Below are 23,803 nucleotides of genomic sequence, written 5' to 3'. Positions count from 1 at the left end.
ATTACCCATTAATATAAATGAAAAAACCTGTAAGCAACAATTTATTAGCCGCTTAGATTGTTACTGAACATTTCAAACTCATTTGTGCGCGTGTTTTATTAATAATACTCTCGACAAGTTTGGGTTATTTTAATACCTTGCTCTGTATGAGTATTAAAAAAGAACATGGCGTGAAAACAAACTTAATTACCCGCGAAGGCTACTTACAATTACAACAAGAACATACCCATTTATGGAATGTAAAACGCCCTGAAATCACCAAAATAGTAAGCTGGGCGGCCAGCCTAGGAGATAGATCTGAAAATGCAGATTGTGGATTATAACCCCACAAATAATACTATTTTTACTTTTAATAAATAAAAATTATTGATTATTCGCCTGTGCAAGATGGCAAAGTGTTTTTTGGTGCTTGGGTTGAAATTGAAAATGAGCAAGGCGAGACTAAAAAGTTTAAAATTGTCGGTCCCGATGAAATTTACGAGCGTAAAGACTATATTTCGATTGATTCACCAATGGCGCGAGCGTTGTTAAAAAAACAAGTAGATGACGAGTTTGACGTTATCACCCCTCAAGGCAAAAAACAGTGGTAAGTAAATAGCATTAGCTATCAAAAAAATAGTTAAGCTGCTTTGATTCAGATCATATTAACTTTTTATTGTGTAACTTAATGCAATGAGCTATAACTGATTTAACTCAAGTTACACAATTTTAATTTGAGACTCGTTAATTAAGGTCGTATTTATGTCAAACATAGTATCGCGCATATTAAGTAATGCCGTATTGTTTGCACTCTTCATGAGTGTAAGTTTGACCTTGCATGCTAGCCCTAAAAACACCCAACTAGACTCAAGTATAGTTACTCCCCACTTTATTGCTTGTGACACTCCTGATCAAACAAATCCCGACATAGACTTTGATTCTCATGCCTATGTTATTAGCCTTAGGGTACTGCAACCACTCCCTAAAGCACCCTACTCTTATTACCAGAGTACTATTTTAGACAAACCTTTTAGCTGCGCGCATCAGCGAGGCCCACCTAGCTATTTAATTTAATAACTTACTTTTCAAACTATTAAATTTTATAACTAAATAAGGTGACTAATATGTCTAACTTTAAAGAACTTCGTATTCAAGATATTTCTCATGGCGTTATTGCTAACACGTTTGCTGTTGAACAACCGCTTATTGATTTAACCTCTCCTGCTATTAAAATGATTAATAACTTTACGAATAAAATACCAGTGCGTGCATCATTCGATACAACCATTGAGCAAGCGCTAAAACAACTTAGTGTGCAACCTTCAAACTTTATTTTAGTCACCGACGAGCAGCATAAGCTAATAGGCATTGTTTCGAGTGCAGACTTACAAAGCTCAAAAACAATGATAATAGCCCAGCGTATAGGCTTGCCGCGCAGCGAAGTTAACTTACACCACTTAATGACCCCGTTAACTAATTTACTCGGTGTAAGCATGCAAAGCTTAAGCTACGCATGTATTGGCGATGCACTACAAACAATGGAGCACCGTGGCGCTATGTTTTTATTAGTGACTACTGCTAATAATGAAATATGTGGCTTAATTTCAGCTCGCGAAATTGCCAAAACACTGCAAATACCTGTGCACATAACCCCTATTGCTAACTCATTTAGTGAAGTACTAGAGAGCGTAGATCACCCCCATTAAAGCGCTTTACAACAATTAAAGTTATCGCTTTGATTGTTACATCTTAAAGCAAGCAAAATAGCTTGCTTTAAGACCTTTTTATTACCCCCCCCTGTGATATTATTCAAGCAATTGACCCGCCAGTTAAGTTAATTTAACTGGTCTTATTTTTGTTTTATAAGGTTTTTGCATGAGCGATATCTCTGCACGTTTAGCCAGTGAGTTAAACGCACAACAGCAACAAGTTGTTGCAGCAACAAAGTTACTTGATGAAGGCGCAACGGTTCCTTTTATTGCCCGTTACAGAAAAGAAGTAACCGGCGGACTAGACGACACGCAACTGCGGTTGTTAGAGCAAAGGTTGTCGTATTTACGAGAGCTTGAAGAGCGCCGTAGCTTTATTTTATCAACTATAGAGTCACAAAAAAAACTAACTGCAGCGCTAAGCGCCGATATTAATGCTGCACAAAGTAAAACTGAGCTTGAAGATTTATACCTGCCTTATAAAGCAAAGCGTCGTACCAAAGGGCAAATAGCAATAGAGGCGGGATTAGAGCCGCTTGCCAATGCACTATTTAATGATGCCAACCTAGATCCAGAGCAGCAAGCTGAGCAGTTTGTAAGTGCCGATAAAGGCATAGCAGATACAAAATCAGCCCTTGAAGGTGCTAAGTTTATTTTAATGGAGCGTTTTGCCGAAGACGCCAAGTTACTCGCGAAGTTCAGAAGCTACATTAGTCAAAATGGGGTTATTGAAAGCAGCTTAATTAAAGGCCAAGAACAAGCTGGCGCTAAATATCGTGACTACTTTGAGCATCAAGAGGCTCTTAAAAAAGTACCTTCGCACCGTGCGCTTGCTATGCTTAGAGCCCGTAATGAAGGCATTTTACAACTTAATATTAATCCTGAACCAAGCTCAGAAAATTCAGCGCAACTTTGTGCTCAAATGATAGCTGATCATTATCGCTTAGATATTAAAAACCAAGCAGCTAGCAGCTGGCTATTAACTGTGGTGCAGTGGGCGTGGAAAATTAAACTAGGCTTACACTTAGAAAATGAATTTTTAGCGGCTATGCGCGAAAAAGCCGAAACCGGTGCAATTGATGTATTTGCTAAAAACTTAAAAGACCTACTCATGGCCGCACCAGCTGGCCCGCGTACTACTCTAGGGCTCGATCCTGGTCTACGTACCGGTTGTAAAATTGCGATTGTAGATAGCACTGGCAAACTTTTAACCACACAAACTATTTTCCCACATGCGCCACAAAATCACTGGGAAAAATCTGTACGCACCTTAGAGCTACTTTGTCGTCAACATAAGGTTGAGCTTATTGCGATTGGTAATGGCACCGCGTCTCGCGAGTCTGATAAGTTAATTGCTGAACTAATGAAAGCTAATGCCGAGCTTAAACTTAATAAAATTATGGTTAGCGAAGCGGGTGCATCGGTCTATTCTGCCTCAGAACTTGCTGCTAATGAATTTCCTAATTTAGACGTTTCTCTAAGAGGCGCGGTTTCTATTGCCCGTCGTTTACAAGACCCTCTAGCTGAGCTGGTTAAAATTGAGCCTAAAGCCATAGGTGTAGGTCAATACCAGCACGATGTATCGCAAAGCCAATTAGGGCAAAGCCTGATCTCAGTAGTAGAAGACTGTGTAAACTCTGTAGGCGTAGATTTAAATATGGCCTCGGTGCCATTACTAACCCGCGTTTCTGGTTTAAACAAAACCTTAGCGCAAAATATTGTTAACTACCGCGATGCTAATGGTTCGTTTGCAAAACGCAGTGAGCTTAAAAAAGTAGAGCGTTTAGGGCCAAAAGCGTTTGAACAAGCCGCAGGGTTTTTACGTATTAACAACGGCAGCGATCCGCTAGATAACTCATCTGTTCACCCTGAGGCTTACCCTGTTGTTAAGCGTATTTGTGAGCACAATAGCATTGATGTAAATAGCTTAATGGGTCACAGCGACTTTTTAAATAAGTTAGCCGCTAACGACTACATTGACGATAAATTTGGTTTACCTACCGTTACCGATATTATTAGCGAGCTTGATAAGCCTGGGCGCGATCCTCGCCCTGAGTTTAAAACTGCTGAATTTAAAGCCGGCGTAGAAAAAATAAGCGATCTAAAACCAGGAATGATTTTAGAAGGTGTTGTATCTAACGTTGCTAATTTTGGTGCTTTTGTTGATGTAGGTGTACATCAAGATGGTTTAGTACATATTTCATCAATTACTAATAAGTTTATCTCTGATCCGCGTGAAGTTGTTAAAGCCGGTGATATTGTAAAAGTTAAAGTAGTTGAAGTTGATGCCGCACGTAAACGCATTAGCTTTACCATGCGCCTAGATGACGACATTGATACCAGTAATAAGCCAGCAGCTCCTGCTGCGCAAAAGCCACGCACTAACAACAACTCACAGCCAAGAGCTGCTAAGCCAAAGCGTGATAATGGTAATGCGCTAATGGGCAATGCGTTTGCTGATGCATTTGCTAACGCTAAACTGAAAAAGTAATACTTATATAGCTAAAAATAAAAAACCGCGTTAGCGGTTTTTTTATTTGGGTATTTTGATAAGAGCTTTAAGCTCAGTATTGCTTAAGCTACATAACTAACCTGATCTCCGGATAATAAACCTATCTCAAGCAGTTATTTTCAGCGCTAACTGCGTTGAATTTACTTGCAATAGCCCAGCTATTGACGCGTAAACTCGCCTTATTTTCACTGAAAATCTCTGGCTAGAGAAAATAAAGTTAAATATAATTATAATTCAATACGTTAGTAAATCTCTTAACCAGAGTTCAGGTTAACTATATTTGCGCTGAAAAACCGCTGTTGCTTGCGGGCGATGTCGCCATTTGATAAAAATTAGCAATGCGCCCAGCGCGTGCTTCAACTTGTGTATCGCGAGTTTGCTCTGCACTTTTTGCTGTTTTTTCTTCACTGCTATCATTACTTGAAAGTGAAGCGGCTGCTTTACTTGTTGTTTTTTCGTCTTCATTACTTTTTGGGCTTGCAAGTTCAGCCTGTGCGGTGGCTATTTTTTGCGTGGCATCGGCAGCAATTGCTCTATCTGCACCCGATGGTTGAGCTGGGGCAAGTGCTGCTGCACGTACTGTTTGCATTTTTTCTATGGTTGCTTGTGGATCGCCACTTATAGCCCCCACATCTATTTGCACTTCGCCACCCACAGCGTAATTAGTGCCATCTGGGCCACGCTGATACTCATAACTAGGCGAGCCCGCATGTTGCCCACCCACTGCTGCATGCGCTTGTTCGTGCACACGCACTTCGGTATCACACGCTTTAAGCTCTTTAATTTGTAGTTCTTGTTGCGCTAACTGCTGCTCTTCTTTTGCTGCTTCTTGTTCTGTTGTTTGGTTTTTTTCTTGCTCGTTTTCTTGCTCAGCATTATCTGAATTGCCTGAACTTTCGTCACGTGCCTCAACAGACTTTTCACCGGCCAGTTTTCCTTTCGCGTCGTAAGTAGCTGGGTCACTGTTACCCGGTAATTTAGCTTTTTCGGCATCACTTTGGGCTTTATTTTCGGTGCTACTAGCCGTACTTGATGCTGGCGGGGGAATAACTTCTCGCAACTGATTATCACGCCGTGCAGTTTCGGTATAAACATTTGCGGTGTTTATATTAATAGACGGGAATGGCGTGACAATATTCATAATATTTAAACGTTTATATCAATTAATGTGCCGAGCACATCATCGGCAGTTTGAATCGATTGCGTATTCGCTTTAGCGTTAAACTCTTCAACTTTTAAGTTTACCAAAGCTTCATCAATACGGGCAGGTTTTGCTACTGGCGCAGTAACCGCTTCTTCTGAGCGAGCAGCCGTAAGTTGGCGCTGCTGTGCTAGTTGCGCATCGTCTTGTTGTTCAATACTGGCACGGTTAATTTCTGCGCTGGCTCTTTCAATTCCTTGGCTAGCTCGGTTAAACCCTTCTAGGCCACTATTAAATGCAGATCCTATTGGCATATTAAATCTCCATTAAAATAAATATTGTTTAATTATCGCTCAACTAATGCGCAAAATAAAGCTTTAACCAGCGCTATTCGTCGCTCTATTTTAAAGCATTGATTTAACGGCAGATATAAATTCATTTTTATGAGAAATAAAAGGAGCATGTGACGCTTTATCTAATACTTCATACTCAAACTCAGTATTAAGTGCTGCCATTTGGGCAATTGCTCTATAAGGAACAAGTGCATCTAAACGACCAAATATAGCGCTTATAGGCACAGGGCAATGAGTAAATAGCGCTCGTAAATCTTCATTTTGTAAAATATCTAAACCCGCAGTCAAAGCCTCATTTTCAGGGGCTTTATATTGATTTAGCAATTGTTTAAGTTGTTTTACGTCATCACGAGCCGATTCGCTGCCCATTGCCTGAATAGCTAAAAATCGCTCTATGGTTTTTTCACCATGATTAACAAGCTGCTCTTTAAATTGCGTTAAAACCTGTGCTTTTATACCCGGCCACGGCGCTTGCTCTGCAAAAAAGGGGCTAGCAGCAACAAGTATCACTTTAGCTACTTTTTCGGGCCAATGTTTAGCAATATATAGTGCAAATAACCCACCTAAAGACCAACCCATTAAAATAGAGTGTGGTTTTAACTGCTCACTTAAAAGTGCTGCAGCGCTGTGTAAGGTATAAGGGTTTGGGCATGTTTTACTACTACCGTAGCCAGGTAAATCAATACTGCGTACGTTGTTATTATGAATAAATGCTAGCTCTGGCTGCACTAATTGCCATACACCTTTGTTCATACCCCAACCATGTAGTAACACTAATTCATTTTGCATATTTGCCAAACCTTAACCAAACTGAAGTTTATAATAGCGTTTAACTAGGCGATTGTAATGAGTATATTTATCCGATGAAGCACGCATTTATAAATTGGCTGTTTGAGTCGCATTGCGTACTTTGCCAAGGCCCAGTCCCAGCCGCGCTGGGCTTGTGTGAGTATTGCTTAGAAGATTTACCATTATTTGATTTAAGCGAGCAAAAAAACTTGCTATATCGCCCTGATATTATTGAAATGTTTCCTAACTGCGAATTTGATAAGTTATTTTCCTGTGCGTTTTACCAGCCCCCTTTTGAGCAATGGCTGAAGCAACTTAAGTTTAATAATCAAATACATTATAAAAATGCATTACAACAAGTTATTACTAAACAATTGAGTACTTTTTTTACTCCTGATTACCCGCTGCCCGATACCTTTATTATATTACCACTGCATAAAAGTCGATTTTTTCAGCGCGGTTTTAATCAAGTAACACAAGTATGGCAACCGTGTTTATCATCTTTTAATTTACTTAGTGATTCGCTGTTACGTAATAAAAAAACGCACGCACAATCTAAGCTAACTAAAGCTAAGCGGGTTAAAAATTTAAAAGACGCATTTATATGTACTGCAGATATGAGTGGTAAAACGGTGGCAATTGTTGATGATATTATGACCACAGGCGCTACACTTAATGCAGCCACCCAGGCTTTAAAACAGGCAGGCGCTAAACAAGTGTGGGCTTTTACCACTTGCTTAACGCCTATTTAAAATTTTAATAGTTAGTCGCCACTTACCCGAAACGTGTGGCCAAAAAACAATGCGTTACTAAGTAACCTACTCGTACCGTACCAATAACCTCTAAACACCGGATCGTCGGTCATACCAATTACTGCTCCACGCCCGTAAGAGTGCGCAATTAAGCCTGCTGCGCCGGCAACTTGAGTAATATTTACAGCATCGGTAAAGCCCGCAAGTAATGGCTGCTCAGTATAGGTAAGCACATTAACAAACGGTGCCTCTGAGGTCTCCAGCAACCAAGTGCTATTTTTAAATACAGGTAGCGTATTACGTGGTAATGAAAAGGTAAGTGGGTGAGTTAAATCTACATGGGTATTAAAAATAGCGCCTGCAATACGCTGACGCCCAGCTAAATGCTCTTTATCAGCATAGTTTAAACCGTCGGTTTTAAACGCACTGGCTACTTCTTTGCGAGACAAGTAGCTGGCTTTTAATAGCTGCTGATCCGCTAAAAATTTAGCACCGCCTTTGTGACCCCAAATAACACCGCCTTTTCTAACCCAACCTTTTATGGCCACTTTATCAGCGTCAGATAAACCACTGTAGTTACCATGAGCCAGCACAATATGGCTGTAATTACTTAGCTCAATTGAGCCCAAACGCTCTAGCTCAATAATGGTTGGAGCAACACCCACAAAACGGTCTAGGTAGTACCACACTTCTCCAGCTTCATATTGGCTTACCCCTTTACCGCCTAACAGCAGCACTTTGGGAGCGCTAAGCACCGCCATTGAGCGTGACCCTAAATCGGCACCTTTACTGGTTAATCCTGACGTTATTGGCTTAATAGCAATGCCAAACTCATTTTGCGCCTGATTAAGCTGTGCTATCCAATCACTATTTGTTTGTAACCCTGCAGGAATAATAATACTCCCCGCTGCAAAATTTACTTCTTCGCTGTTTACTGACTTAGCCGTTAATGAATTTAATGCAACACGGGCTTTTACCCCTTGCTGCAGTAAACTATTGAGCATTTTTGGCGCCAAGGTATCATCCCACGAAAAGCCAAATGCATACCCTTCATTAAGTTGTGCAAAGCGCGGTGTAGCGGCTTGTTGCCATGCGTTATCAGCAACTTTTAATCCCCAACTACTGGTTACTTTAGCAAAGGGTAAATTAAATGCATGCGCTAGTGTCCAGCCAGATACATCGTAAAAAGTGTTATCGGCAAAGTTTTTTTGTTCGCTAAAAATAGCTTTAACTAAACGGTATTGTGGCTGTGCTAAAGGCACAAAATAGCTATTGCTAGAATAAGTTTCACCACCTGCTTTTAGCTCTTTTGTTAAAGGGTAAGCGTTAATTTGGTGCTGTTGCAGTAAGCTTAAAAAGTCGTTAACTCGGGTGTTATCGGCTGCACCTGCAACTACATAACCTTGAAAGCTTTCATCGGCTGCTAAATCTATCGCCTGGTTATAAAACTTAGCTTGGTAATCGAGTAAGGCTTGGCGGTTGTCTATCGCAGCTTTAAATGTTGATAAACTAGTAAGCAGCTGGTTTTTAATAGTAAAAGCAAAGCTGAGAGGCCCATTTACGGTTTCTTGAATATGCCCGCGCGAACTGGCTTGTTCAAATAAAATACCTACGCCACCATTTACGTCTGGGTAAGTTGAGCCTTTACCGTAATAAAAGTCATCAAAGCTTTCTTCGGTGAAGTATAGCGCATTATTTTCGTCTAATGTTTTAGCATGATAATTTGCAATTGCTTTAGTTAAGCTGACATTTTCATCAGGCGTAATCGGGTGTTTGCGCGATGGAATACCGGGCTGAAAAAAGTAACTGCTGTTTGGCCCCATTTCATGAAAGTCGGTTAAAATATTTGGTTTCCACTGATGAAACTTTGCAATACGCGCACGCGATTCTGGGTGTTGTAGTAATAACCAGTCGCGGTTTAAGTCAAACCAGTAATGATTAGTACGGCTACTTGGCCAGCTTTCCACGTGTTCCCGGGTAACGGGGTCTGACGATAAGTTCATACCACGATTACTATTAGCCCAATTAGCAAAACGAGCTAAACCATCGGGATTAAGTGAAGGGTCGAGTAAAATAACGGTATTATTTAATAACTCATTTATTTCATTACCTTGCGCTGCGGCTAAGTAATACGCCACCAGCAATGCAGAATTACTGCCCGACGACTCATTGCCATGTACGCTGTACCCCATCCATACAACACCAGGCTGCTCTGATGATTGCGTGTTGCTAGGCGTTAAACGCGCTAAATGGGCTTGGCGAATTTGCTCTATATTTTTTAATTTATTGGCGGCGGTAATAGTCAGCATCACTAATGGTCGCTGTTCGTGCGTGCGCCCTATTACTTCAAAATTAATTCGATCACTTTTTTGTGCTAGTATTTCCATATAACGCACCAACTGATCGTGCCTTACATGCCACTCACCTACTTGATAACCAAGCACTTGCTCTGGAGTGGGTATACTTGGATCAAACTCAACATCCTCTGCAAAGTAGTAAGACAATGGTTTAGCTTGAGTTGAAAAACTCAGTATTGCCACCATTATCATTAATGTTATTTTTATTATTATACGCATATAATTTACTCATAAAATGTTTGTTGTTTGCACGCTAGCATTGCTTAAAATAGATGCCAACTTTTTACGCTCAACACTAGCCGCAACACGATGAGCGGGGTATGATATGCAGTATCCGAGTAATTTAGTCAAGTATAGACGGTCTTATGATTTCAATTTCCGAAACAGCACAAGCGCATTTTGCTAAACTATTAGCAGATCAAGCACAACAAACCAACATTCGTGTTTTTGTTGTAAACCCTGGTACATCACAAGCGGAATGTGGTGTTTCTTATTGTCCAGAAGACGCTGTAGAAGACAGCGATATTCGCCTAAACTTTAATGGTTTTGACGGCGTTGTAGATGCAGAAAGTGCACCCTTTTTAGAAGACGCTGAAATTGATTTTGTTACCGACAAAATGGGTACTCAGTTAACACTAAAAGCACCTAATGCTAAAGCGCGTAAAATTAGCGGTGATGCATCGTTAAACGAACGCGTACAACACATGCTAGAAACCGAAGTAAATCCACAACTTGCTAACCACGGTGGCCAAGTAAGCTTAGTGGAAATTACCGCTGCAGGTATTGCTGTATTACAGTTTGGCGGTGGTTGTAATGGTTGTTCTATGATCGATGTCACATTAAAAGAAGGCATTGAAAAAGAGATGATCGAAAAGTTTGAAGAGATCACTGGTGTTGCCGATATTACTGAGCACCAAGCGGGCGATCATTCTTACTATTAATAAGCATTTTTAATGCTAAAGTCGCTTATATATAGCTTAGGGAGCAACCCTAAGCTTAGCTTAAAGCGTTTTTTTCGCGGCGTAGCACTGTTTGTGCTAGCCGTGATATTTATTTTTTTAGGCTATTACAGTCACTACAGCTTGCAAATTATTGGCGTTGTTATTTTAGTGCCAGCTTTGTTTTTTGCTGCTTGGGGCTACAGCGGTATTTTTGCTAATCGCTTTTCACAAGTACTTAAAAATATTGAGCCTAAAAACCACGACCCCGACCTATGGAAATAAGCCACCAAATTACCTTAATCTAATAACTGATTATTTGCCTTTAACTTTTGGTATTTCACTATTAATGTTACTCCTCGCATTAGCATAAAGCAGCTCATTGCTAACCATAAACCATTATTCTCCCACTGATGAAACACTGCAAATACACCAAAAAAACCAACACTTGCTGAGAGCAACATACTATTTCGCATTGCCTTTGCCCGGGTAAGTCCAACAAATACACCATCAAATAAAAAGCAACTCATTGCCAATAATGGCAAGGCTATAATCCAAGGCAAGTACAGCGTAGCCGTGGTGATCACTTCCGGCACATTAGTTAATAGCGTAATAATATAGCGGCCAAATATAGCAAAAAACAAACTGTATGCTAAGGCAAATAGCGCGCCCCAAAACACACTTATTTTTACCCAAAGCTCAATATTTTTTACACTTTGTTGACCTTTAGCATGCCCTACTTTTGCCTCACTGGCATAAGCAATGCCGTCGAGTGCAAAGCTTACCAACATTAAAAAGTTAAGTAATACTGCATTTGCTGCTAGCGTGGTTTCGCCAATTCGTGCGCCGTAAAAGGTCATAAAGCTAAAGCAGAGCTGTAAAATAAATGAGCGAATAAAAATATCACGGTTTAAGCTTAGTAGGTTTGCCATTTTTGTAATGCTAAACCAACCTGGTACGCTTAGTTTTATGCCGCGTTTTTTAGCTAATTTAATAACTAACACCACGGCAAAAACTAACGCGGTGTAATCGGCAATAAGTGACGCCCATGCAGCGCCTGCTACCGCCCAATCTAGGTATACAACAAAATATATGTCGAGCACTATATTGGTAATATTAGTCACTAATAATAAATAAAACGGCCCACGGCCATAATGCATACCTAGCATCCAACCTAATAGTACTAAATTACATAAGGCCGCAGGCGCACTAAAAATACGAATACTAAAATACTGATACGCTTGCGTAAGCACGTCGCTATTGGCCGCCGATAAAAATGCAATGGCGTGTTTTATTAAAGGCGATAAGGCGATAAGCAATACGGCAACAAAGCAAGAAAGCACTAAGCTGCGTTTTAATAACGCCGCCAATTGGGTTAAATCGTTTTGCCCATAAGCTTGTGCCACTAACCCTGTGGTGCTCATTCTTAAAAAGCCTGCGAGCCAAAATAATATTGATATAACCGCAGATCCCAGCGCAATACCGGCTAAATAATGAGCGCTCCCTAAGTGGCCAATTACTGCAGTATCAACAATTCCTAACAGTGGGACGGTAATATTTGATAATATCATCGGACCCGCTAACAACAACAAGCTTTTATGGTGTGCTTTATTATGTATAAGAAATTGTTTCATTTAGTATTATTTATCCTTATTAGTATTTCACTGCGCGCTCAAGCAGCCGTTATTTTACAGTATCATCACGTTAGTGAAACCCTTCCGGCGGTAACCAGTGTTAGCGCGAGCACTTTTACTGAGCACTTAAGTTATTTAAAAGAGCATAACTTTAATGTTATTCCTTTAGATGAGCTGATAACTGCGTTGCAGCAAAAACACACTTTACCAGATAAAACCGTCGCTATTACTTTCGATGATGGTTACAACAATAATTACGAGCAAGCAGCGCCAATTTTAGAAAAGTTTGGCTATCCGTACACAATTTTTGTCAATCCTAAGCTAATAGACGAAGGTAAAGGCTATGTAATGGGCTGGGATAAACTCCAAGAGCTAGCAAAAAAAGGCGCACTTATTGCCAATCATAGTGGCCAACACGATTACTTACACCATATGCTTGCAAACGAAAGCGATGCACAATGGCAAGCCCGCATTAAACAAGACATCCTACATTCACAGCAGCGTATAAAAACAGAAATTGGCCATGATTATAAATATTTAGCTTATCCGTATGGCGAGTTTAACAATAAGTTACAAGCCCTAGTAACCGAGCTTGGTTTTATTGGTATAGGTCAGCATTCTGGCGCTGTAAATAAAGATTCTAACTTTAGTCGCTTACCGCGTTTTCCGGCTTCGGGCTTTTATAGTAAATTAGATACGCTAATCACTAAATTGAATTCTCGCGCATTTAATATAACCGCGCTCACTTATGAAGACAGTGTAACGGCGCAAAACCCACCCAAACTCACTATTGAGTTTACTATGGGGGATTTTCATAAGAGTCAGTTTGCTTGTTATGTATCGAGTGTTGGCCAGGCTAATTTAACCTGGATAAATAAAAACACAGTAGAAGTCACCTCACCTAAAGCGCTCAATAAAGGTCGTTCGCGCTTTAATTGTACCGCCCCTGCAATTAACAATGCTGGTAGCTATTTTTGGTTTTCGCAGCCTTGGGTTATTGAATAGTTTTAATTACAGCAGTAAAAAAGGAGCCTAGGGCTCCTTTTTAATTTACTGTTTAAATAACTAGTTTTTATAATAATCAGCTATTTTTTTAAATTCTTGAGTTAACTCTTTGGAATTTATTAACGGCACGCTACCTTGTTTAAATTCAGGTTTAAATATAGCTCTTACCGCCCCATTGCCATCGACCATAGCCACTGAAGCACTATGATCAACTGCATACTCTGACTCACTACTATCACTTATAGCGTAAATTAAGCCTAACCCTCTCACCATAGGAAAAAGCTGTTTGTGCTCCCCCGAAACCGCTAAAAAATCGGGATTAAAGTAATCAATATAGTCTTTGCGTTTTGCTGGGGTATCTCGTTTGGGATCTACCGATACAAACCAAATTTGCACTGGGTAATCACTACGTAAATTTTTATACACCGCATTTAGTTTAGCCAGTGTTAACGGGCAAATATCGGGGCAGCTGGTGTAACCTAAAAACACTAAATTCCATTGCCCTAAAAATTGCTGCTTAGTAACCAATTCGCCATGTTGATCATCTAAACTAAAGTCGGCTAAAGGTTTAGCATTCTCGTACACTAAAGCATTAACGTCTGGCGGTGCATTATCATCTGAGCACGCCGATAAAAACAGTGTTAAAACAATAGCTAACCCTAGCCATAATTGCTTCATAATAGTAGCCATTTATCTATAAATAATATGATAAAGAGTACCATTAAATGAATAATTGAAAAGCGAAATAAATCCATAGCAGTGTCGTCGTTAGCGGCTAGTTTTAATTTAATCGCTTTATAAATAAAGACCGCATTTAATCCAGATGCGCCGATTAAATAAATTAACCCCGACATTCCTATCAAATAAGGAAATATACACACAATTGCCAGTAACACAGAGTAAGCAACCACACAGGTTTTAGAAAAATCGATACCATGCGTAACCGGTAACATAGGAATTTTAGCCCGTGCGTAATCGCTCTTACGAGCTATAGCTAAGGCCCAAAAGTGCGGAGGGGTCCACGTAAAAATAATCATTACTAATAGCCAAGGTGCAGCTGCCATTTGCCCTGTTTCAGACACCCAACCCAATAAGGGTGGCATAGCGCCAGCAAGGCCACCAATAACAATATTTTGTGGTGTAGCGCGCTTTAAAAAAGAGGTGTATACAAAGGCATAACCCACCAGCGCAAATAAGGTTAATATGGCGGTAAGTGTATTTGCCCATAGCATTAGCATAATAAAACCTGCCACACCTATTATTGCTGCAAAACTCAGTGCATGTGCCTTACTTAAGCGGCCTTTAGCTACTGGGCGATGACGAGTACGCGCCATTTTGCTGTCTATTTCGCTATCAACAACATGGTTAATTACCGCTGCTGCTGCTGAAAGCAATCCTATGCCAAGTAAGCTTATAAACTGTACACCCATGCCTCTGCCTACATCGGGTGCTAGCGCCAAACCAACCCACGCGGTCAGTACCAACATAGCGACTACTTTAAATTTACTAATGGCTAAATAATCTTGTAGTAAATTATAACTACGTGTAATTAGCGGTAGTGTATTTATAGGTTGTATTGCTTTTTTATCTATTGTAAGTGCCATAACAACGCTCCTTTCTATTTGTAATTTTAGGTTCGTGCTTTTAAGTTCGTGCTTTGAGGTAATAGCATAATCTAATTAAAGTTAATAACAGTATGGCAGCCATTAAGTTATGTGCCAGTGCCATACTTAACGGAATATGCCAATGCACCACTGCGAGGCCTAAAGCAATTTGGCAAAATAAGACAACTAACACGCTAACGGCGCAGCTTTTTATTTTTTGCGAGTAGGCACGGCTGTATATTCGCCACATAATTAATGCCAATACTATGCAAGTAACTAATGCCCAAATACGGTGTAATAAATGAATCGACATACGTGCTTGCTGCGACAGGACGCCAAACTCGTAGTTACCATGCTCAAGCGGGAGCTGAAACACACTACTAAGCGAAAATGGCTGGGCATTACTACATAAAGGCAAGCCATTACAATGCGGAGCAGCGTAATTTGCAGCCAACCAACCTCCTAACGCTATTTGTATAATTAGTACGCTAAGCGCCACTAGGCTTAAACCAAAGTAGCGTCTTGCACCTGCATCTCCCCCCATTATTGGCTTGGCGTTTAATCGTAAATATAATAAAGTGAGCAGCGCTAAAATACTAAAGCCACCAAGTAAGTGGCCCATCACTATTAACGGCTGTAAATTCATCGTAACCGTCCACATACCTAATGCAGCCTGAAATATCACTAACAATAACAGTAGTAATGGTAATTTAACTGGCGTTGTTGGCGATTGACGTTTTAAAAAAGCATATACAAATAAGGCTAATATGAGCAAGCCTAGCGTACCGGCAAAGTAGCGATGAATCATTTCTTTCCATGCTTTAGCGGTTTCAAACATCATATCGGGATAACTTTGTGCTGCTTGCGCTATATCGGCTTCATGTTTGGGTACAGTTAAAAAGCCATAACATCCTGGCCAATCTGGGCAACCCAACCCGGCATCACTTAAGCGAGTATAAGCACCCAACGCCACTACTATCAAAGCCAATAAGCCCGTTATTAATACCCAGTTTTTATAATTTTTATACATGGCATCTTCCTACTTAGCTCGAACGAGAATAACTCAGTAATTTTTTTAGATCTTTTAATAGTCCTTTTTGTACTAATCTATTTTCCTGTGGCTGTGTTTTAAATGGATACTCAAGCACTACAAGCCCCATATGGTCGATTAAATACAAACTAGCCGGTTGTAAGTTTGGTTGCGCATCTATACTTTTCCACGGGGAGTTGGCAGCTTTTACTTCGCCTATCACGGCGACATCTACTTTATTCTGGTTTTTGCCTAGCGCTATGTATAAATTATTTAGTGCGGCTAATTGCTCACTACAAGGCGTAGTACATCCATTGGAGTAATTTAGGGCAATAGTCCATTGCTTATGATTGTTTTGCGGCCAATTTTCATATTTAACCTGTTGCTGTAAAAACTCACCATTGTTAGTAATGGCGGTAGGTAACCAATCTAATTTAAGCGCGCTGTACGCTAAAATTAGCGGAATAGCGCAGCAAATGACAAACAGTAAAAGGGGGTTATTTTTCATTATGTGTCCTTTTTTTACTTGCAAAAATAGCCACTAAAACGCACGCCAGCGCAATTAAAAACCATTGCACCGCATAAGCGTGGTGTTTTTGTGGGCTCATAACAACCGCGGTATAGTGAGGTATACCTATTGCATCGCCGCTACCTTGGCGATACGCCATAAAATTAACTAATAATTGCTGGCTTTGTTCGCTCAACTTATTTAATTCAATTGTTTGCACTCGCTTTGGTAAATCAATGTTATTGGTTTTACTCTCGAGGCTAAAAGCAGTGAGGTTATTTTCTTTTATTTGAGCAGTAAGCGTAAAAGCGTGTTTAGGTAGGGTTACTTTGGGTAATGCATTGCGCGATAGGGGAGCTTTTATCCAGCCTAAATTAACCAAAATGGCATGTGTTTCGTTATTTGGCTTTAACAGTGCCAGTAAGTCATAACCCACCTGCCCGTTATAAACTTGGTTGTCTAAAAGCCAATATTCATCGTTAATAAAATGCCCTGTTAACTCAACTAACAATCCTGTTTTATTCCAGTTACTAGGTAGTTTAAGCATTTGCTGCCAGCTCATTACACCGTGCGTTTGCAGCGTTGCAATAGAAGCTAACTGCTGTTGTTTGTGTGTCGCACGTTCTAACTGCCAAAAACCTAAACGCACACACACCAAAACTACAATCACTACCATACAAATGGTGATTATTGAGCTAAACTTTTGTTCACGCCATCTAATTAACTGCATAAAGGGTCAACCTAGTGATGATTAAAATTTTTATTGTATTGTTGTTATTATTTATACTTTTTAACTTGTTTCGCGCTTTATTTATTATGGTCTCTGGAAAAACCCAAGGACGACCTATGTCTCACTTTTTAGGTCGTCGCGTATTATTTTCTGTGGTGGTATTAATAGTTGTTATTGCCGCACTAAAACTTGGCTTTATTAGCGGCAATAACGCCCCTTTAATAACTACAGCACATACACAAATATAAATAAGCATAACCAAACTACATCAACAAAATGCCAGTACCAAGCCGCCGCTTGAAAAGCAAAGTGCTTATCTTTAGTAAAGTGTCCTTTTAAAATTCGTAAAAATACTACCAATAAAATAATAGTTCCTAAGGTCACATGCATGCCATGAAAACCCGTAAGTAAAAAGAACGTGCTGCCATAAATACCGGCATCTAATGTTAAGTTTAAATCGTTATACGCATGAATATATTCTTCTACTTGTAGGCCTAAAAAAACTGCACCCAATAAAATAGTCAGTCCTAAAAACACTTTTAACTGGCCGCGTTTATCACTTTCTATTGCCACATGGGCAAAATGCAAAGTAACTGATGAGGTCAATAAAATTAAGGTGTTAATCAGCGGTAGACCTTGCCATCCCATAGCTTGGGTAGTGTCGCCCCCTGGCGTGGTAATTAATGGCCACACAGCTTCAAATGTAGGCCAAAGCACTTCGTTAGTCATGGCATTGTTATCGGCACCACCAAGCCAAGGCACAGAAAGCATACGGGCGTAAAAAAGTGCGCCAAAAAATGCCATAAAAAACATTACTTCAGAAAAAATAAACCAACTCATTCCTTGTCGAAAAGAGCGATCCATTTGCGCCGAATATAAGCCTTTCCCGGCCTCATCAATCACGTTTTTAAACCAGCTAAACAACATATACAGCAGTACTGCTATACCTGCGTACAAAATATAAATGCCACTGCCACCTTCTTTACCGGCACTCATTACGGTTAGAGCTGCACCTACTGCAATAAAAAATAATGCTACTGCGCCAACAATCGGCCATGGGCTTTGATCTGGTACATAATAATGCTCATATTCTTGCTTCATTTTATTTGCTCCTGGTTGTCACTAGTTAGGCTAGTTGTTATTGGCTGCTAGCCGCTCACTAATATCAAATACCGTATAAGATAAAGTTAACTCTTCAATGTCACTTGGTAGTGCGGTATCAACATAAAAAAGCAACGTAAACTCTAGTTCTTCACCTGCTTTTAATGGCTGTTGATCAAAACAAAAACACGCTATTTTATGTAAGTATTTTGCTGCTCTACCGGGTGATACCGAAGGCACTGCCTGCATTACTTTATCTTGGTCACTATTATTTTTGGCGCTAAACATTACCTCACGCATAGCACCGGGCTTTACCGCAACACTGTACTCTTTAGACTTCACAGCAAAGGGTGCACCGCTTTGTGCATGCGTGGTAAAGCTCACACTTATTTCGCGATTTTGTATTACTTGCGTGCTTTGCTTTGCTTGCTCTAATGATGGCTTACCGTTAATGCCGGTAATATCACAAAACACGTCATACAAAGGCACTAACGCAAATGCAAATGCGAACATGGCTAAGCAAATAACAACTAAGCGCTTAAGTAGCGGTGCGTGTATCATTATTTAATTTCCGGTGGTGTTGAAAATGTATGGTACGGAGCAGGTGAATCTACCTCCCACTCCAGTCCTTCTGCGCCTTCCCACACTTTTGCAGGAACCTTGTCGCCGCCGCGTGCGCATTTAATCACTACAGCTACAAACAACAACTGCGATAATCCAAAGGCAAAGCCGCCAATACTAATAATGGCGTTAAAGTCAGCAAACTGTAGCGCATAGTCGGGTATACGGCGTGGCATGCCTGCAAGCCCTACAAAGTGCATAGGAAAAAACAATACATTTACGCTTACCAGCGATAACCAAAAATGCCATTTAGCCAGCGCTATGTTATACATATTGCCAGTCCATTTAGGCAGCCAATAATACGCGCCTGCCATAATAGAAAACACCGCTCCCGTTACCAGTACATAATGAAAATGTGCCACTACAAAGTAGGTATCATGGTACTGAAAATCAGCCGGTGTAATGGCCAGCATCAATCCCGAAAAACCACCTAAGGTAAACAACACAATAAAAGCAATACTAAACAGCATGGGGACTTCAAACGTAATTGAACCGCGCCACATAGTGGCTACCCAATTAAATATTTTTACTCCAGTGGGCACCGATATCAGCATAGTCGCGTACATAAAAAACAGCTCGCCAGCCACCGGCATACCGGTAGTAAACATATGATGCGCCCACACTGTAAAACTCAACAACGCAATTGACGCCGTGGCATATACCATGGAGGAATAACCAAAAAGTTTTTTACGCGAAAAGGTAGGAACTATAGTAGAAATAATGCCAAAAGCCGGCAAAATCATTATGTATACTTCGGGGTGGCCAAAAAACCAAAATATGTGCTGAAACATCACCGGATCACCGCCACCAGCTGCATCAAAAAAGCTGGTTGCAAAGTATTTATCGGTGAGCACCATGGTCACTGCACCTGCGAGTACCGGCATAACCGCAATTAATAAAAATGCCGTTATCAGCCAAGTCCATACAAACATAGGGACCTTCATCCAAGTCATGCCTGGGGCACGCAAGTTAACTATGGTTACAATTACATTAATTGCCCCCATAATGGAGCTAATACCCATAATATGCACAGCAAATACAAACATGGCGGTATTGTCATTACTGTAGGTTGTGGACAGCGGCGCATAAAAAGTCCAACCAAACGCAGGACCGCCACCGGGCATTAATAGCGATGATAATAAAATTAAAAACGCGAATGGTAAAATCCAAAAACTCCAGTTATTCATTCGGGGTAAGGCCATATCAGGCGCGCCAATCATTAATGGCACCATCCAGTTAGCTAAGCCAGTAAAGGCCGGCATAACGGCACCAAATACCATAATCAATCCATGAACCGTGGTCATTTGATTAAAAAAGTGAGGATCGACTAATTGCAATCCTGGCTGAAATAACTCAGCGCGGATCACCATAGCCATAGCACCACCAATAAAAAACATAGTTAGCGAAAAAATTAAGTACAAGCTACCTATATCTTTATGATTAGTGGTATATAACCAACGCTTAAAGCCTTTAGCAGGATGATGAGCGTGGTGAGCTTCATTAATGTCAGGTTGTTCTACTATGCTACTCATTAGTTCGCCTCCCCATCGGCATCAAGTGCTGCCTGTATTTCACTTGGTTGAATTACATCACCGGTATCATTACCCCATGCATTACGCTTATAAGTAATTACCGCTGCTAATTGCTTTATAGAGAGCTGTTTAGCAAAGGCTTGCATGGCTGTGCCGGGGCTTCCGTGAATAACAATATCAATGTGGTCTTTTATATCGCCAAGCACTATCGGGCTGCCTTTAAGTGCAGGAAAAACGCCTGGCAAACCTAACCCTGTGGGCTGATGACATGCAGCACAATTGGCCATATACACTTGCTCACCCAAAGTCATTAATTCTTCTTTAGGGAGTGTTTGGTCAAGTAATGCAGCATCTGCTGCTGCTGCTTTTTGCTTTGCTTGTTTAGCATCTGCTAGCCAAACTTTAAAATCGGCCTCTGACTTAGCCTCTACTACCACTGGCATAAAGCCATGATCTTTACCGCATAGCTCAGCACACTGACCGCGATAAATACCGACTTCGTTTATGTTGGTCCACGTTTCGTTAATAAACCCCGGGTTTGCATCTTTTTTAATAGCAAAATCGGGCACCCACCAAGAATGAATAACATCGTCGGAGGTCATTAAAAAGCGTACTTTTTTATTGATCGGTAATACCAGAGGCTTATCTACCTCAAGTAAATAGTTGGGGTTTTTATCGGCTAGGTTAGCAATTTCATTTTGCGGTGTGGCAAGTATTGAGTAAAACTCAACATCTTCCCCCATATATTCGTAATGCCATTTCCATTGTGAACCAGTTACTTTAATAGTGATATCCGCTTTACTGGCATCTTCCATCGCTATTAATGTTTTAGTTGCGGGGACTGCCATTGCTATTAAAATAACAAATGGAATTGCTGTCCAGAGTATTTCTACTTTGGTACTTTCGTGAAATTGAGCAGCAACTGCTCCTTTAGATTTACGATGATGAATAAGTGCCCAAAACATAACGGCAAATACAATCACGCCTATTACACAGCATATTAAAAATATGGTCATGTGTAGTTGATAAACATTATTACTTATATCGGTTACGCCTTTGCGCATATTATATTGGCTATTTGCCAATGCTAACTGCGGAAAAACAAACAATATAAGCCACAAGGTAGAGCTCAATTTACCCATGTGACAGCTCCTTTAATACTGTTGCGAGTGCAAAACAAAAAGACATAAGCTTTAAATGCCAATTTGTTATTTTTTATTTTTGTATTGCTGCCGGATATATAAATATATTTTCTCAAAACTAAAGCTGTGAGTTATTGTTAGTCCAGCCCATTAACAATTAGTTAATAATTGAACAACTAGCAAGTTTTAGTTTGAAAAATAATCAAATAATATTAGGGGATTAGCGTAAATATGGGATTTATTTAATTTTGTTCTAAGCAGGAAGTGAGCAACAGCAAGGGTTACAAATAAAAAGACAGCGATAACGAGTATTAAATACTTAAATGATAAAAAACATAAACTTAATATAATTTTTTCATTGCAGCGGAATTTTCACAAAAAAAAGGCAAAAAAAAGCGCACTAAAAAGTGCGCATTAATTATCTGAGCTATTAAATTATGCCGATATTTTACATAGCTATAACAGCTTAATTGTCACATCCAGTCAGCATTACGAATAACCCCAACAGCTAAGCCTTCAATATTAAAAGATTCGTTTTCAAGATCCACTTCTATCGACGAAAATTCTTTATTTTCAGCATGCAATAATACTTTTTTGCCTGCTTTTTCTAAGCGTTTTACAGTTACATCGTCATCAACGCGGGCAACAATAACTTGGCCATTTTCGGCAACTTGAGTGCGATGAACAGCCAGTAAATCACCATCCATAATACCAATATCTCGCATGCTCATACCATTTACACGCAATAAAAAATCGGCAGCGGGTTTAAACATTAACGGGTCAATTTTACAATGGCTCTCAACATGTTGTTGCGCCAAAATAGGTTCGCCGGCAGCTACACGGCCTATTAACGGTAAACCAAGTTGTTCTGGTTCATCTTCTTCAATAAGTTGAATACCACGGCTAGCGCCTGGTTTCATTTTAATAGCGCCTTTTTTAGCCAGCGCTTTTAAATGCTCTTCTGCTGCATTAGCACTTTTAAAGCCTAATGTTTGTGCAATTTCTGCGCGTGTAGGAGGCATACCAGTGTCTTTAATAAACACTTTAATAAGTTCGAGTATTTGCGCTTGGCGGTTAGTTAATGGTCGCATACAACTGGTTTTCCATACAGTACATTTAACTGTGAGTATATACAGTTATCTGAAAATCGCAAATTTAAATTACTCCTCGCCTTTGCTGCCAAAGGTGGCATTGGTCTAAGCTTAAAATTACCAAGTAAATTACAGATAAAATTACGCAGATCACGATAGTGTTAGTTTTACGTTACATTAATTACATAACTACTAAGTTGTTACTGTTATTAAAAATTAGTTAGCTATCGTTTTTGTAATGGGCCTTAACTTCATCAATGTGAATTAACGGAGAGTGTTATGAATATCACTGTAGCGGTAATAATTAACGGTCCTAAACGTAAAGTATGGGCGGCAATAACTGACATCGAAAACAGTGCCAATATGCTGTCTGGCATTATTGATGTAAAAATAATCGAGAAGCCACCACAAGGGCTAGTGGGCCTAAAATGGTTAGAAACACGAAAAATTTTTGGCAAAGCAGCCTCAGAAACCATGTGGATCACCGAAGCTGTTACTAATGAATACTATTGCACTCGCGCAGAAAATGGCGGGGCAGTTTATACCACTAAGCTGTCACTTACCGCCGCCGAACCTAGCACCTGTTTAACCATGACTTTTTCTGATAGCTCTGAGTCTATTTGGGTAAAAATGATCTCTGCAGTGATAGGGTTTTTTCTTAAAAGTTCGATGCGTAAAATGCTAAAAAAAGATCTCGATGAAATTAAGCACTATGTAGAAAGCAAAAAGTAGCACTGTATTACCATGCAGTAGCTGCACTAATTTGGCTATCATATCGCCATGAAAAATCGTATTATCGGTTATCGTTTTCAACCTTTAAAGGAGTAACAATGAGTATTTGGCATCAACCTATTACTTTAGCGTTTTGTAAGCAGTTAGACCAAGGCATAAATGGCCAAGGTACACTGATGAAAACCATGGGGATTGAAATAACTGAAATTGGTGATGATTACTTAGTTGCCACTATGCCAGCAATTCCTGCGCACCATAACCCTATAGGCATGGTGCATGGCGGAGCAAACGTGGTTTTAGCCGAAAGTGTTGCCAGCTACGCGGCTAATTTTGTGGTCGACTTCACTAAATTTTATTGTGTAGGGCAAGAGATCAGTGCCAGCCATTTAAAAGCCTCGCGTAATGGCACCTTAACCGCCACCGCAAAAGCGTTTCATATTGGCAAGCGTAGCTCAGTATGGGAAATAAAAATAACGAATAGTCGCGGCGAGCTTTGCTGCGTATCAAAAATGACCGCAGCTGTTGTAGAGCGCAAAGGCTAAG

At 40.2% G+C, this 23,803-nt stretch carries 25 protein-coding genes and 1 pseudogene; 11 read left to right on the top strand and 15 right to left on the bottom strand.

The features are described from left to right. Positions 1 to 170 precede the first annotated feature (170 nt). The 4 genes and pseudogenes from AAEZ22_RS08410 (at position 171) to AAEZ22_RS08395 (ending at position 4,179) form a co-directional block, all read left to right on the top strand. Positions 171 to 590, top strand: a pseudogene (locus AAEZ22_RS08410) (GreA/GreB family elongation factor). A gap of 151 nt (positions 591 to 741) precedes the next feature. Continuing rightward, positions 742 to 1,053, top strand: a complete 312-nt coding sequence (locus AAEZ22_RS08405; RefSeq protein WP_011329480.1) for a hypothetical protein — start codon at positions 742 to 744, stop codon at positions 1,051 to 1,053. A 50-nt stretch (positions 1,054 to 1,103) separates the two neighbouring features. Further along, a complete protein-coding gene (locus AAEZ22_RS08400) occupies positions 1,104 to 1,685 on the top strand; it encodes a CBS domain-containing protein (protein WP_086998923.1) in 582 nt (193 codons plus the stop codon). Positions 1,686 to 1,854: 169 nt separating this feature from the next. Continuing rightward, positions 1,855 to 4,179 carry a Tex family protein gene (locus tag AAEZ22_RS08395; RefSeq protein WP_352296817.1) on the top strand — a complete coding sequence of 775 codons (2,325 nt, stop codon included), beginning with the start codon at positions 1,855 to 1,857 and terminating at the stop codon, positions 4,177 to 4,179. A gap of 295 nt (positions 4,180 to 4,474) precedes the next feature. On the opposite strand, the gene AAEZ22_RS08390 is transcribed toward AAEZ22_RS08395, so the two are convergent. From AAEZ22_RS08390 to bioH, 3 genes are all read right to left on the bottom strand, one after another. Continuing rightward, positions 4,475 to 5,341 carry a putative metalloprotease CJM1_0395 family protein gene (locus AAEZ22_RS08390; RefSeq protein ID WP_352296814.1) on the bottom strand — a complete coding sequence of 289 codons (867 nt, stop codon included), beginning with the start codon at positions 5,339 to 5,341 and terminating at the stop codon, positions 4,475 to 4,477. 5 nt (positions 5,342 to 5,346) lie between these two features. Continuing rightward, positions 5,347 to 5,655, bottom strand: coding sequence for a hypothetical protein (locus AAEZ22_RS08385; RefSeq protein ID WP_011329484.1), 309 nt, complete (start codon positions 5,653 to 5,655; stop codon positions 5,347 to 5,349). A 90-nt stretch (positions 5,656 to 5,745) separates the two neighbouring features. Then, on the bottom strand, positions 5,746 to 6,483 hold the full coding sequence (gene bioH / locus AAEZ22_RS08380; RefSeq protein ID WP_011329485.1) for a pimeloyl-ACP methyl ester esterase BioH: 738 nt from the start codon (positions 6,481 to 6,483) through the stop codon (positions 5,746 to 5,748). A 74-nt stretch (positions 6,484 to 6,557) separates the two neighbouring features. Between bioH and AAEZ22_RS08375 the strand changes: the two genes are divergently transcribed. Next, positions 6,558 to 7,235 carry a ComF family protein gene (locus AAEZ22_RS08375; RefSeq protein ID WP_011329486.1) on the top strand — a complete coding sequence of 226 codons (678 nt, stop codon included), beginning with the start codon at positions 6,558 to 6,560 and terminating at the stop codon, positions 7,233 to 7,235. A gap of 11 nt (positions 7,236 to 7,246) precedes the next feature. Here the strand turns inward: AAEZ22_RS08375 and AAEZ22_RS08370 are convergent, their stop codons facing one another. Then, positions 7,247 to 9,778, bottom strand: a complete 2,532-nt coding sequence (locus tag AAEZ22_RS08370; RefSeq protein ID WP_352296846.1) for a M14 metallopeptidase family protein — start codon at positions 9,776 to 9,778, stop codon at positions 7,247 to 7,249. Positions 9,779 to 9,957: 179 nt separating this feature from the next. Here AAEZ22_RS08370 and nfuA point away from each other — a divergent pair, with 179 nt between their 5' ends. Together nfuA and AAEZ22_RS08360 are read left to right on the top strand one after the other, a co-directional pair. Next, entirely contained in the window at positions 9,958 to 10,533 is a 576-nt protein-coding gene (gene nfuA, locus AAEZ22_RS08365; RefSeq protein WP_011329488.1) for a Fe-S biogenesis protein NfuA, read from the top strand. A 12-nt stretch (positions 10,534 to 10,545) separates the two neighbouring features. Next, complete coding sequence (locus AAEZ22_RS08360; RefSeq protein ID WP_011329489.1) at positions 10,546 to 10,815, top strand: hypothetical protein; 270 nt, start codon at positions 10,546 to 10,548, stop codon at positions 10,813 to 10,815. A 14-nt stretch (positions 10,816 to 10,829) separates the two neighbouring features. On the opposite strand, the gene AAEZ22_RS08355 is transcribed toward AAEZ22_RS08360, so the two are convergent. Further along, a complete protein-coding gene (locus tag AAEZ22_RS08355; RefSeq protein WP_011329490.1) occupies positions 10,830 to 12,101 on the bottom strand; it encodes an MATE family efflux transporter in 1,272 nt (423 codons plus the stop codon). A 42-nt stretch (positions 12,102 to 12,143) separates the two neighbouring features. On the opposite strand from AAEZ22_RS08355, the gene AAEZ22_RS08350 reads away from it, so the two are divergent. Further along, positions 12,144 to 13,169, top strand: a complete 1,026-nt coding sequence (locus AAEZ22_RS08350; RefSeq protein WP_011329491.1) for a polysaccharide deacetylase family protein — start codon at positions 12,144 to 12,146, stop codon at positions 13,167 to 13,169. Positions 13,170 to 13,229: 60 nt separating this feature from the next. Here the strand turns inward: AAEZ22_RS08350 and AAEZ22_RS08345 are convergent, their stop codons facing one another. From AAEZ22_RS08345 to AAEZ22_RS08325, 5 genes are read right to left on the bottom strand one after another with little or no spacing between them, the layout of a single operon-like run. Beyond that, positions 13,230 to 13,847 (bottom strand): SCO family protein, encoded by a 618-nt coding sequence (locus AAEZ22_RS08345; RefSeq protein WP_086997191.1) that lies wholly within the window; start codon positions 13,845 to 13,847, stop codon positions 13,230 to 13,232. Further along, on the bottom strand, positions 13,844 to 14,773 hold the full coding sequence (gene cyoE, locus AAEZ22_RS08340) for a heme o synthase (RefSeq protein WP_011329493.1): 930 nt from the start codon (positions 14,771 to 14,773) through the stop codon (positions 13,844 to 13,846). The genes AAEZ22_RS08345 and cyoE overlap by 4 nt, the downstream gene beginning before the upstream one ends. A 40-nt stretch (positions 14,774 to 14,813) precedes the next feature. Beyond that, positions 14,814 to 15,803 (bottom strand): COX15/CtaA family protein, encoded by a 990-nt coding sequence (locus tag AAEZ22_RS08335; protein WP_089368859.1) that lies wholly within the window; start codon positions 15,801 to 15,803, stop codon positions 14,814 to 14,816. A gap of 13 nt (positions 15,804 to 15,816) precedes the next feature. Then, a complete protein-coding gene (locus AAEZ22_RS08330; RefSeq protein WP_086997112.1) occupies positions 15,817 to 16,311 on the bottom strand; it encodes a transmembrane cytochrome oxidase associated protein in 495 nt (164 codons plus the stop codon). Beyond that, on the bottom strand, positions 16,301 to 17,041 hold the full coding sequence (locus tag AAEZ22_RS08325) for an SURF1 family protein (protein WP_208834852.1): 741 nt from the start codon (positions 17,039 to 17,041) through the stop codon (positions 16,301 to 16,303). The genes AAEZ22_RS08330 and AAEZ22_RS08325 overlap by 11 nt, the downstream gene beginning before the upstream one ends. Before the next feature lie 17 nt (positions 17,042 to 17,058). On the opposite strand from AAEZ22_RS08325, the gene AAEZ22_RS08320 reads away from it, so the two are divergent. Beyond that, positions 17,059 to 17,289, top strand: coding sequence for a DUF2909 family protein (locus AAEZ22_RS08320; RefSeq protein ID WP_050754475.1), 231 nt, complete (start codon positions 17,059 to 17,061; stop codon positions 17,287 to 17,289). Here AAEZ22_RS08320 and AAEZ22_RS08315 read toward each other — a convergent pair. From AAEZ22_RS08315 to lexA, 5 genes are all read right to left on the bottom strand, one after another. Continuing rightward, entirely contained in the window at positions 17,267 to 18,142 is an 876-nt protein-coding gene (locus AAEZ22_RS08315) for a cytochrome c oxidase subunit 3 (protein ID WP_086997118.1), read from the bottom strand. The two genes, AAEZ22_RS08320 and AAEZ22_RS08315, sit on opposite strands and share 23 nt — an antisense overlap. A 30-nt stretch (positions 18,143 to 18,172) precedes the next feature. Beyond that, positions 18,173 to 18,703: a cytochrome c oxidase assembly protein gene (locus AAEZ22_RS08310; protein WP_086997121.1), complete on the bottom strand. Its 531-nt coding sequence runs from the start codon at positions 18,701 to 18,703 to the stop codon at positions 18,173 to 18,175. Continuing rightward, positions 18,703 to 20,295 carry a cytochrome c oxidase subunit I gene (gene ctaD, locus AAEZ22_RS08305; protein ID WP_011329499.1) on the bottom strand — a complete coding sequence of 531 codons (1,593 nt, stop codon included), beginning with the start codon at positions 20,293 to 20,295 and terminating at the stop codon, positions 18,703 to 18,705. The genes AAEZ22_RS08310 and ctaD overlap by 1 nt, the downstream gene beginning before the upstream one ends. After that, entirely contained in the window at positions 20,295 to 21,437 is a 1,143-nt protein-coding gene (gene coxB, locus AAEZ22_RS08300) for a cytochrome c oxidase subunit II (RefSeq protein WP_011329500.1), read from the bottom strand. The genes ctaD and coxB overlap by 1 nt, the downstream gene beginning before the upstream one ends. A 473-nt stretch (positions 21,438 to 21,910) precedes the next feature. Continuing rightward, positions 21,911 to 22,528: a transcriptional repressor LexA gene (gene lexA, locus AAEZ22_RS08295; protein ID WP_041454613.1), complete on the bottom strand. Its 618-nt coding sequence runs from the start codon at positions 22,526 to 22,528 to the stop codon at positions 21,911 to 21,913. Between the two features lie 279 nt (positions 22,529 to 22,807). On the opposite strand from lexA, the gene AAEZ22_RS08290 reads away from it, so the two are divergent. Next, positions 22,808 to 23,260, top strand: a complete 453-nt coding sequence (locus AAEZ22_RS08290) for an SRPBCC family protein (RefSeq protein WP_011329502.1) — start codon at positions 22,808 to 22,810, stop codon at positions 23,258 to 23,260. Between the two features lie 98 nt (positions 23,261 to 23,358). Continuing rightward, entirely contained in the window at positions 23,359 to 23,802 is a 444-nt protein-coding gene (locus AAEZ22_RS08285) for a PaaI family thioesterase (protein WP_011329503.1), read from the top strand. The last annotated feature ends 1 nt before the right edge of the window (position 23,803 follow it).

It is taken from the genome of Pseudoalteromonas sp. 20-MNA-CIBAN-0454, from assembly GCF_040308685.1.
In the GTDB taxonomy this organism is placed as follows: domain Bacteria; phylum Pseudomonadota; class Gammaproteobacteria; order Enterobacterales; family Alteromonadaceae; genus Pseudoalteromonas; species Pseudoalteromonas nigrifaciens.
This window is presented reverse-complemented; position numbering and strand designations above follow the sequence as displayed.

Excerpts from the sequence above, each read along its gene's own strand:
- AAEZ22_RS08405 (WP_011329480.1), top strand. The coding sequence starts at position 742 with ATGTCAAACATAGTATCGCGCATATTAAGTAATGCCGTATTGTTTGCA.
- AAEZ22_RS08400 (WP_086998923.1), top strand. The coding sequence starts at position 1,104 with ATGTCTAACTTTAAAGAACTTCGTATTCAAGATATTTCTCATGGCGTT.
- AAEZ22_RS08395 (WP_352296817.1), top strand. The coding sequence starts at position 1,855 with ATGAGCGATATCTCTGCACGTTTAGCCAGTGAGTTAAACGCACAACAG.
- AAEZ22_RS08390 (WP_352296814.1), bottom strand. The coding sequence starts at position 5,341 with ATGAATATTGTCACGCCATTCCCGTCTATTAATATAAACACCGCAAAT.
- AAEZ22_RS08385 (WP_011329484.1), bottom strand. The coding sequence starts at position 5,655 with ATGCCAATAGGATCTGCATTTAATAGTGGCCTAGAAGGGTTTAACCGA.
- bioH (WP_011329485.1), bottom strand. The coding sequence starts at position 6,483 with ATGCAAAATGAATTAGTGTTACTACATGGTTGGGGTATGAACAAAGGT.
- AAEZ22_RS08375 (WP_011329486.1), top strand. The coding sequence starts at position 6,558 with ATGAAGCACGCATTTATAAATTGGCTGTTTGAGTCGCATTGCGTACTT.
- AAEZ22_RS08370 (WP_352296846.1), bottom strand. The coding sequence starts at position 9,778 with ATGGTGGCAATACTGAGTTTTTCAACTCAAGCTAAACCATTGTCTTAC.
- nfuA (WP_011329488.1), top strand. The coding sequence starts at position 9,958 with ATGATTTCAATTTCCGAAACAGCACAAGCGCATTTTGCTAAACTATTA.
- AAEZ22_RS08360 (WP_011329489.1), top strand. The coding sequence starts at position 10,546 with ATGCTAAAGTCGCTTATATATAGCTTAGGGAGCAACCCTAAGCTTAGC.
- AAEZ22_RS08355 (WP_011329490.1), bottom strand. The coding sequence starts at position 12,101 with ATGATATTATCAAATATTACCGTCCCACTGTTAGGAATTGTTGATACT.
- AAEZ22_RS08350 (WP_011329491.1), top strand. The coding sequence starts at position 12,144 with ATGTATAAGAAATTGTTTCATTTAGTATTATTTATCCTTATTAGTATT.
- AAEZ22_RS08345 (WP_086997191.1), bottom strand. The coding sequence starts at position 13,847 with ATGAAGCAATTATGGCTAGGGTTAGCTATTGTTTTAACACTGTTTTTA.
- cyoE (WP_011329493.1), bottom strand. The coding sequence starts at position 14,773 with ATGGCACTTACAATAGATAAAAAAGCAATACAACCTATAAATACACTA.
- AAEZ22_RS08335 (WP_089368859.1), bottom strand. The coding sequence starts at position 15,803 with ATGTATAAAAATTATAAAAACTGGGTATTAATAACGGGCTTATTGGCT.
- AAEZ22_RS08330 (WP_086997112.1), bottom strand. The coding sequence starts at position 16,311 with ATGAAAAATAACCCCCTTTTACTGTTTGTCATTTGCTGCGCTATTCCG.
- AAEZ22_RS08325 (WP_208834852.1), bottom strand. The coding sequence starts at position 17,041 with ATGCAGTTAATTAGATGGCGTGAACAAAAGTTTAGCTCAATAATCACC.
- AAEZ22_RS08320 (WP_050754475.1), top strand. The coding sequence starts at position 17,059 with ATGATTAAAATTTTTATTGTATTGTTGTTATTATTTATACTTTTTAAC.
- AAEZ22_RS08315 (WP_086997118.1), bottom strand. The coding sequence starts at position 18,142 with ATGAAGCAAGAATATGAGCATTATTATGTACCAGATCAAAGCCCATGG.
- AAEZ22_RS08310 (WP_086997121.1), bottom strand. The coding sequence starts at position 18,703 with ATGATACACGCACCGCTACTTAAGCGCTTAGTTGTTATTTGCTTAGCC.
- ctaD (WP_011329499.1), bottom strand. The coding sequence starts at position 20,295 with ATGAGTAGCATAGTAGAACAACCTGACATTAATGAAGCTCACCACGCT.
- coxB (WP_011329500.1), bottom strand. The coding sequence starts at position 21,437 with ATGGGTAAATTGAGCTCTACCTTGTGGCTTATATTGTTTGTTTTTCCG.
- lexA (WP_041454613.1), bottom strand. The coding sequence starts at position 22,528 with ATGCGACCATTAACTAACCGCCAAGCGCAAATACTCGAACTTATTAAA.
- AAEZ22_RS08290 (WP_011329502.1), top strand. The coding sequence starts at position 22,808 with ATGAATATCACTGTAGCGGTAATAATTAACGGTCCTAAACGTAAAGTA.
- AAEZ22_RS08285 (WP_011329503.1), top strand. The coding sequence starts at position 23,359 with ATGAGTATTTGGCATCAACCTATTACTTTAGCGTTTTGTAAGCAGTTA.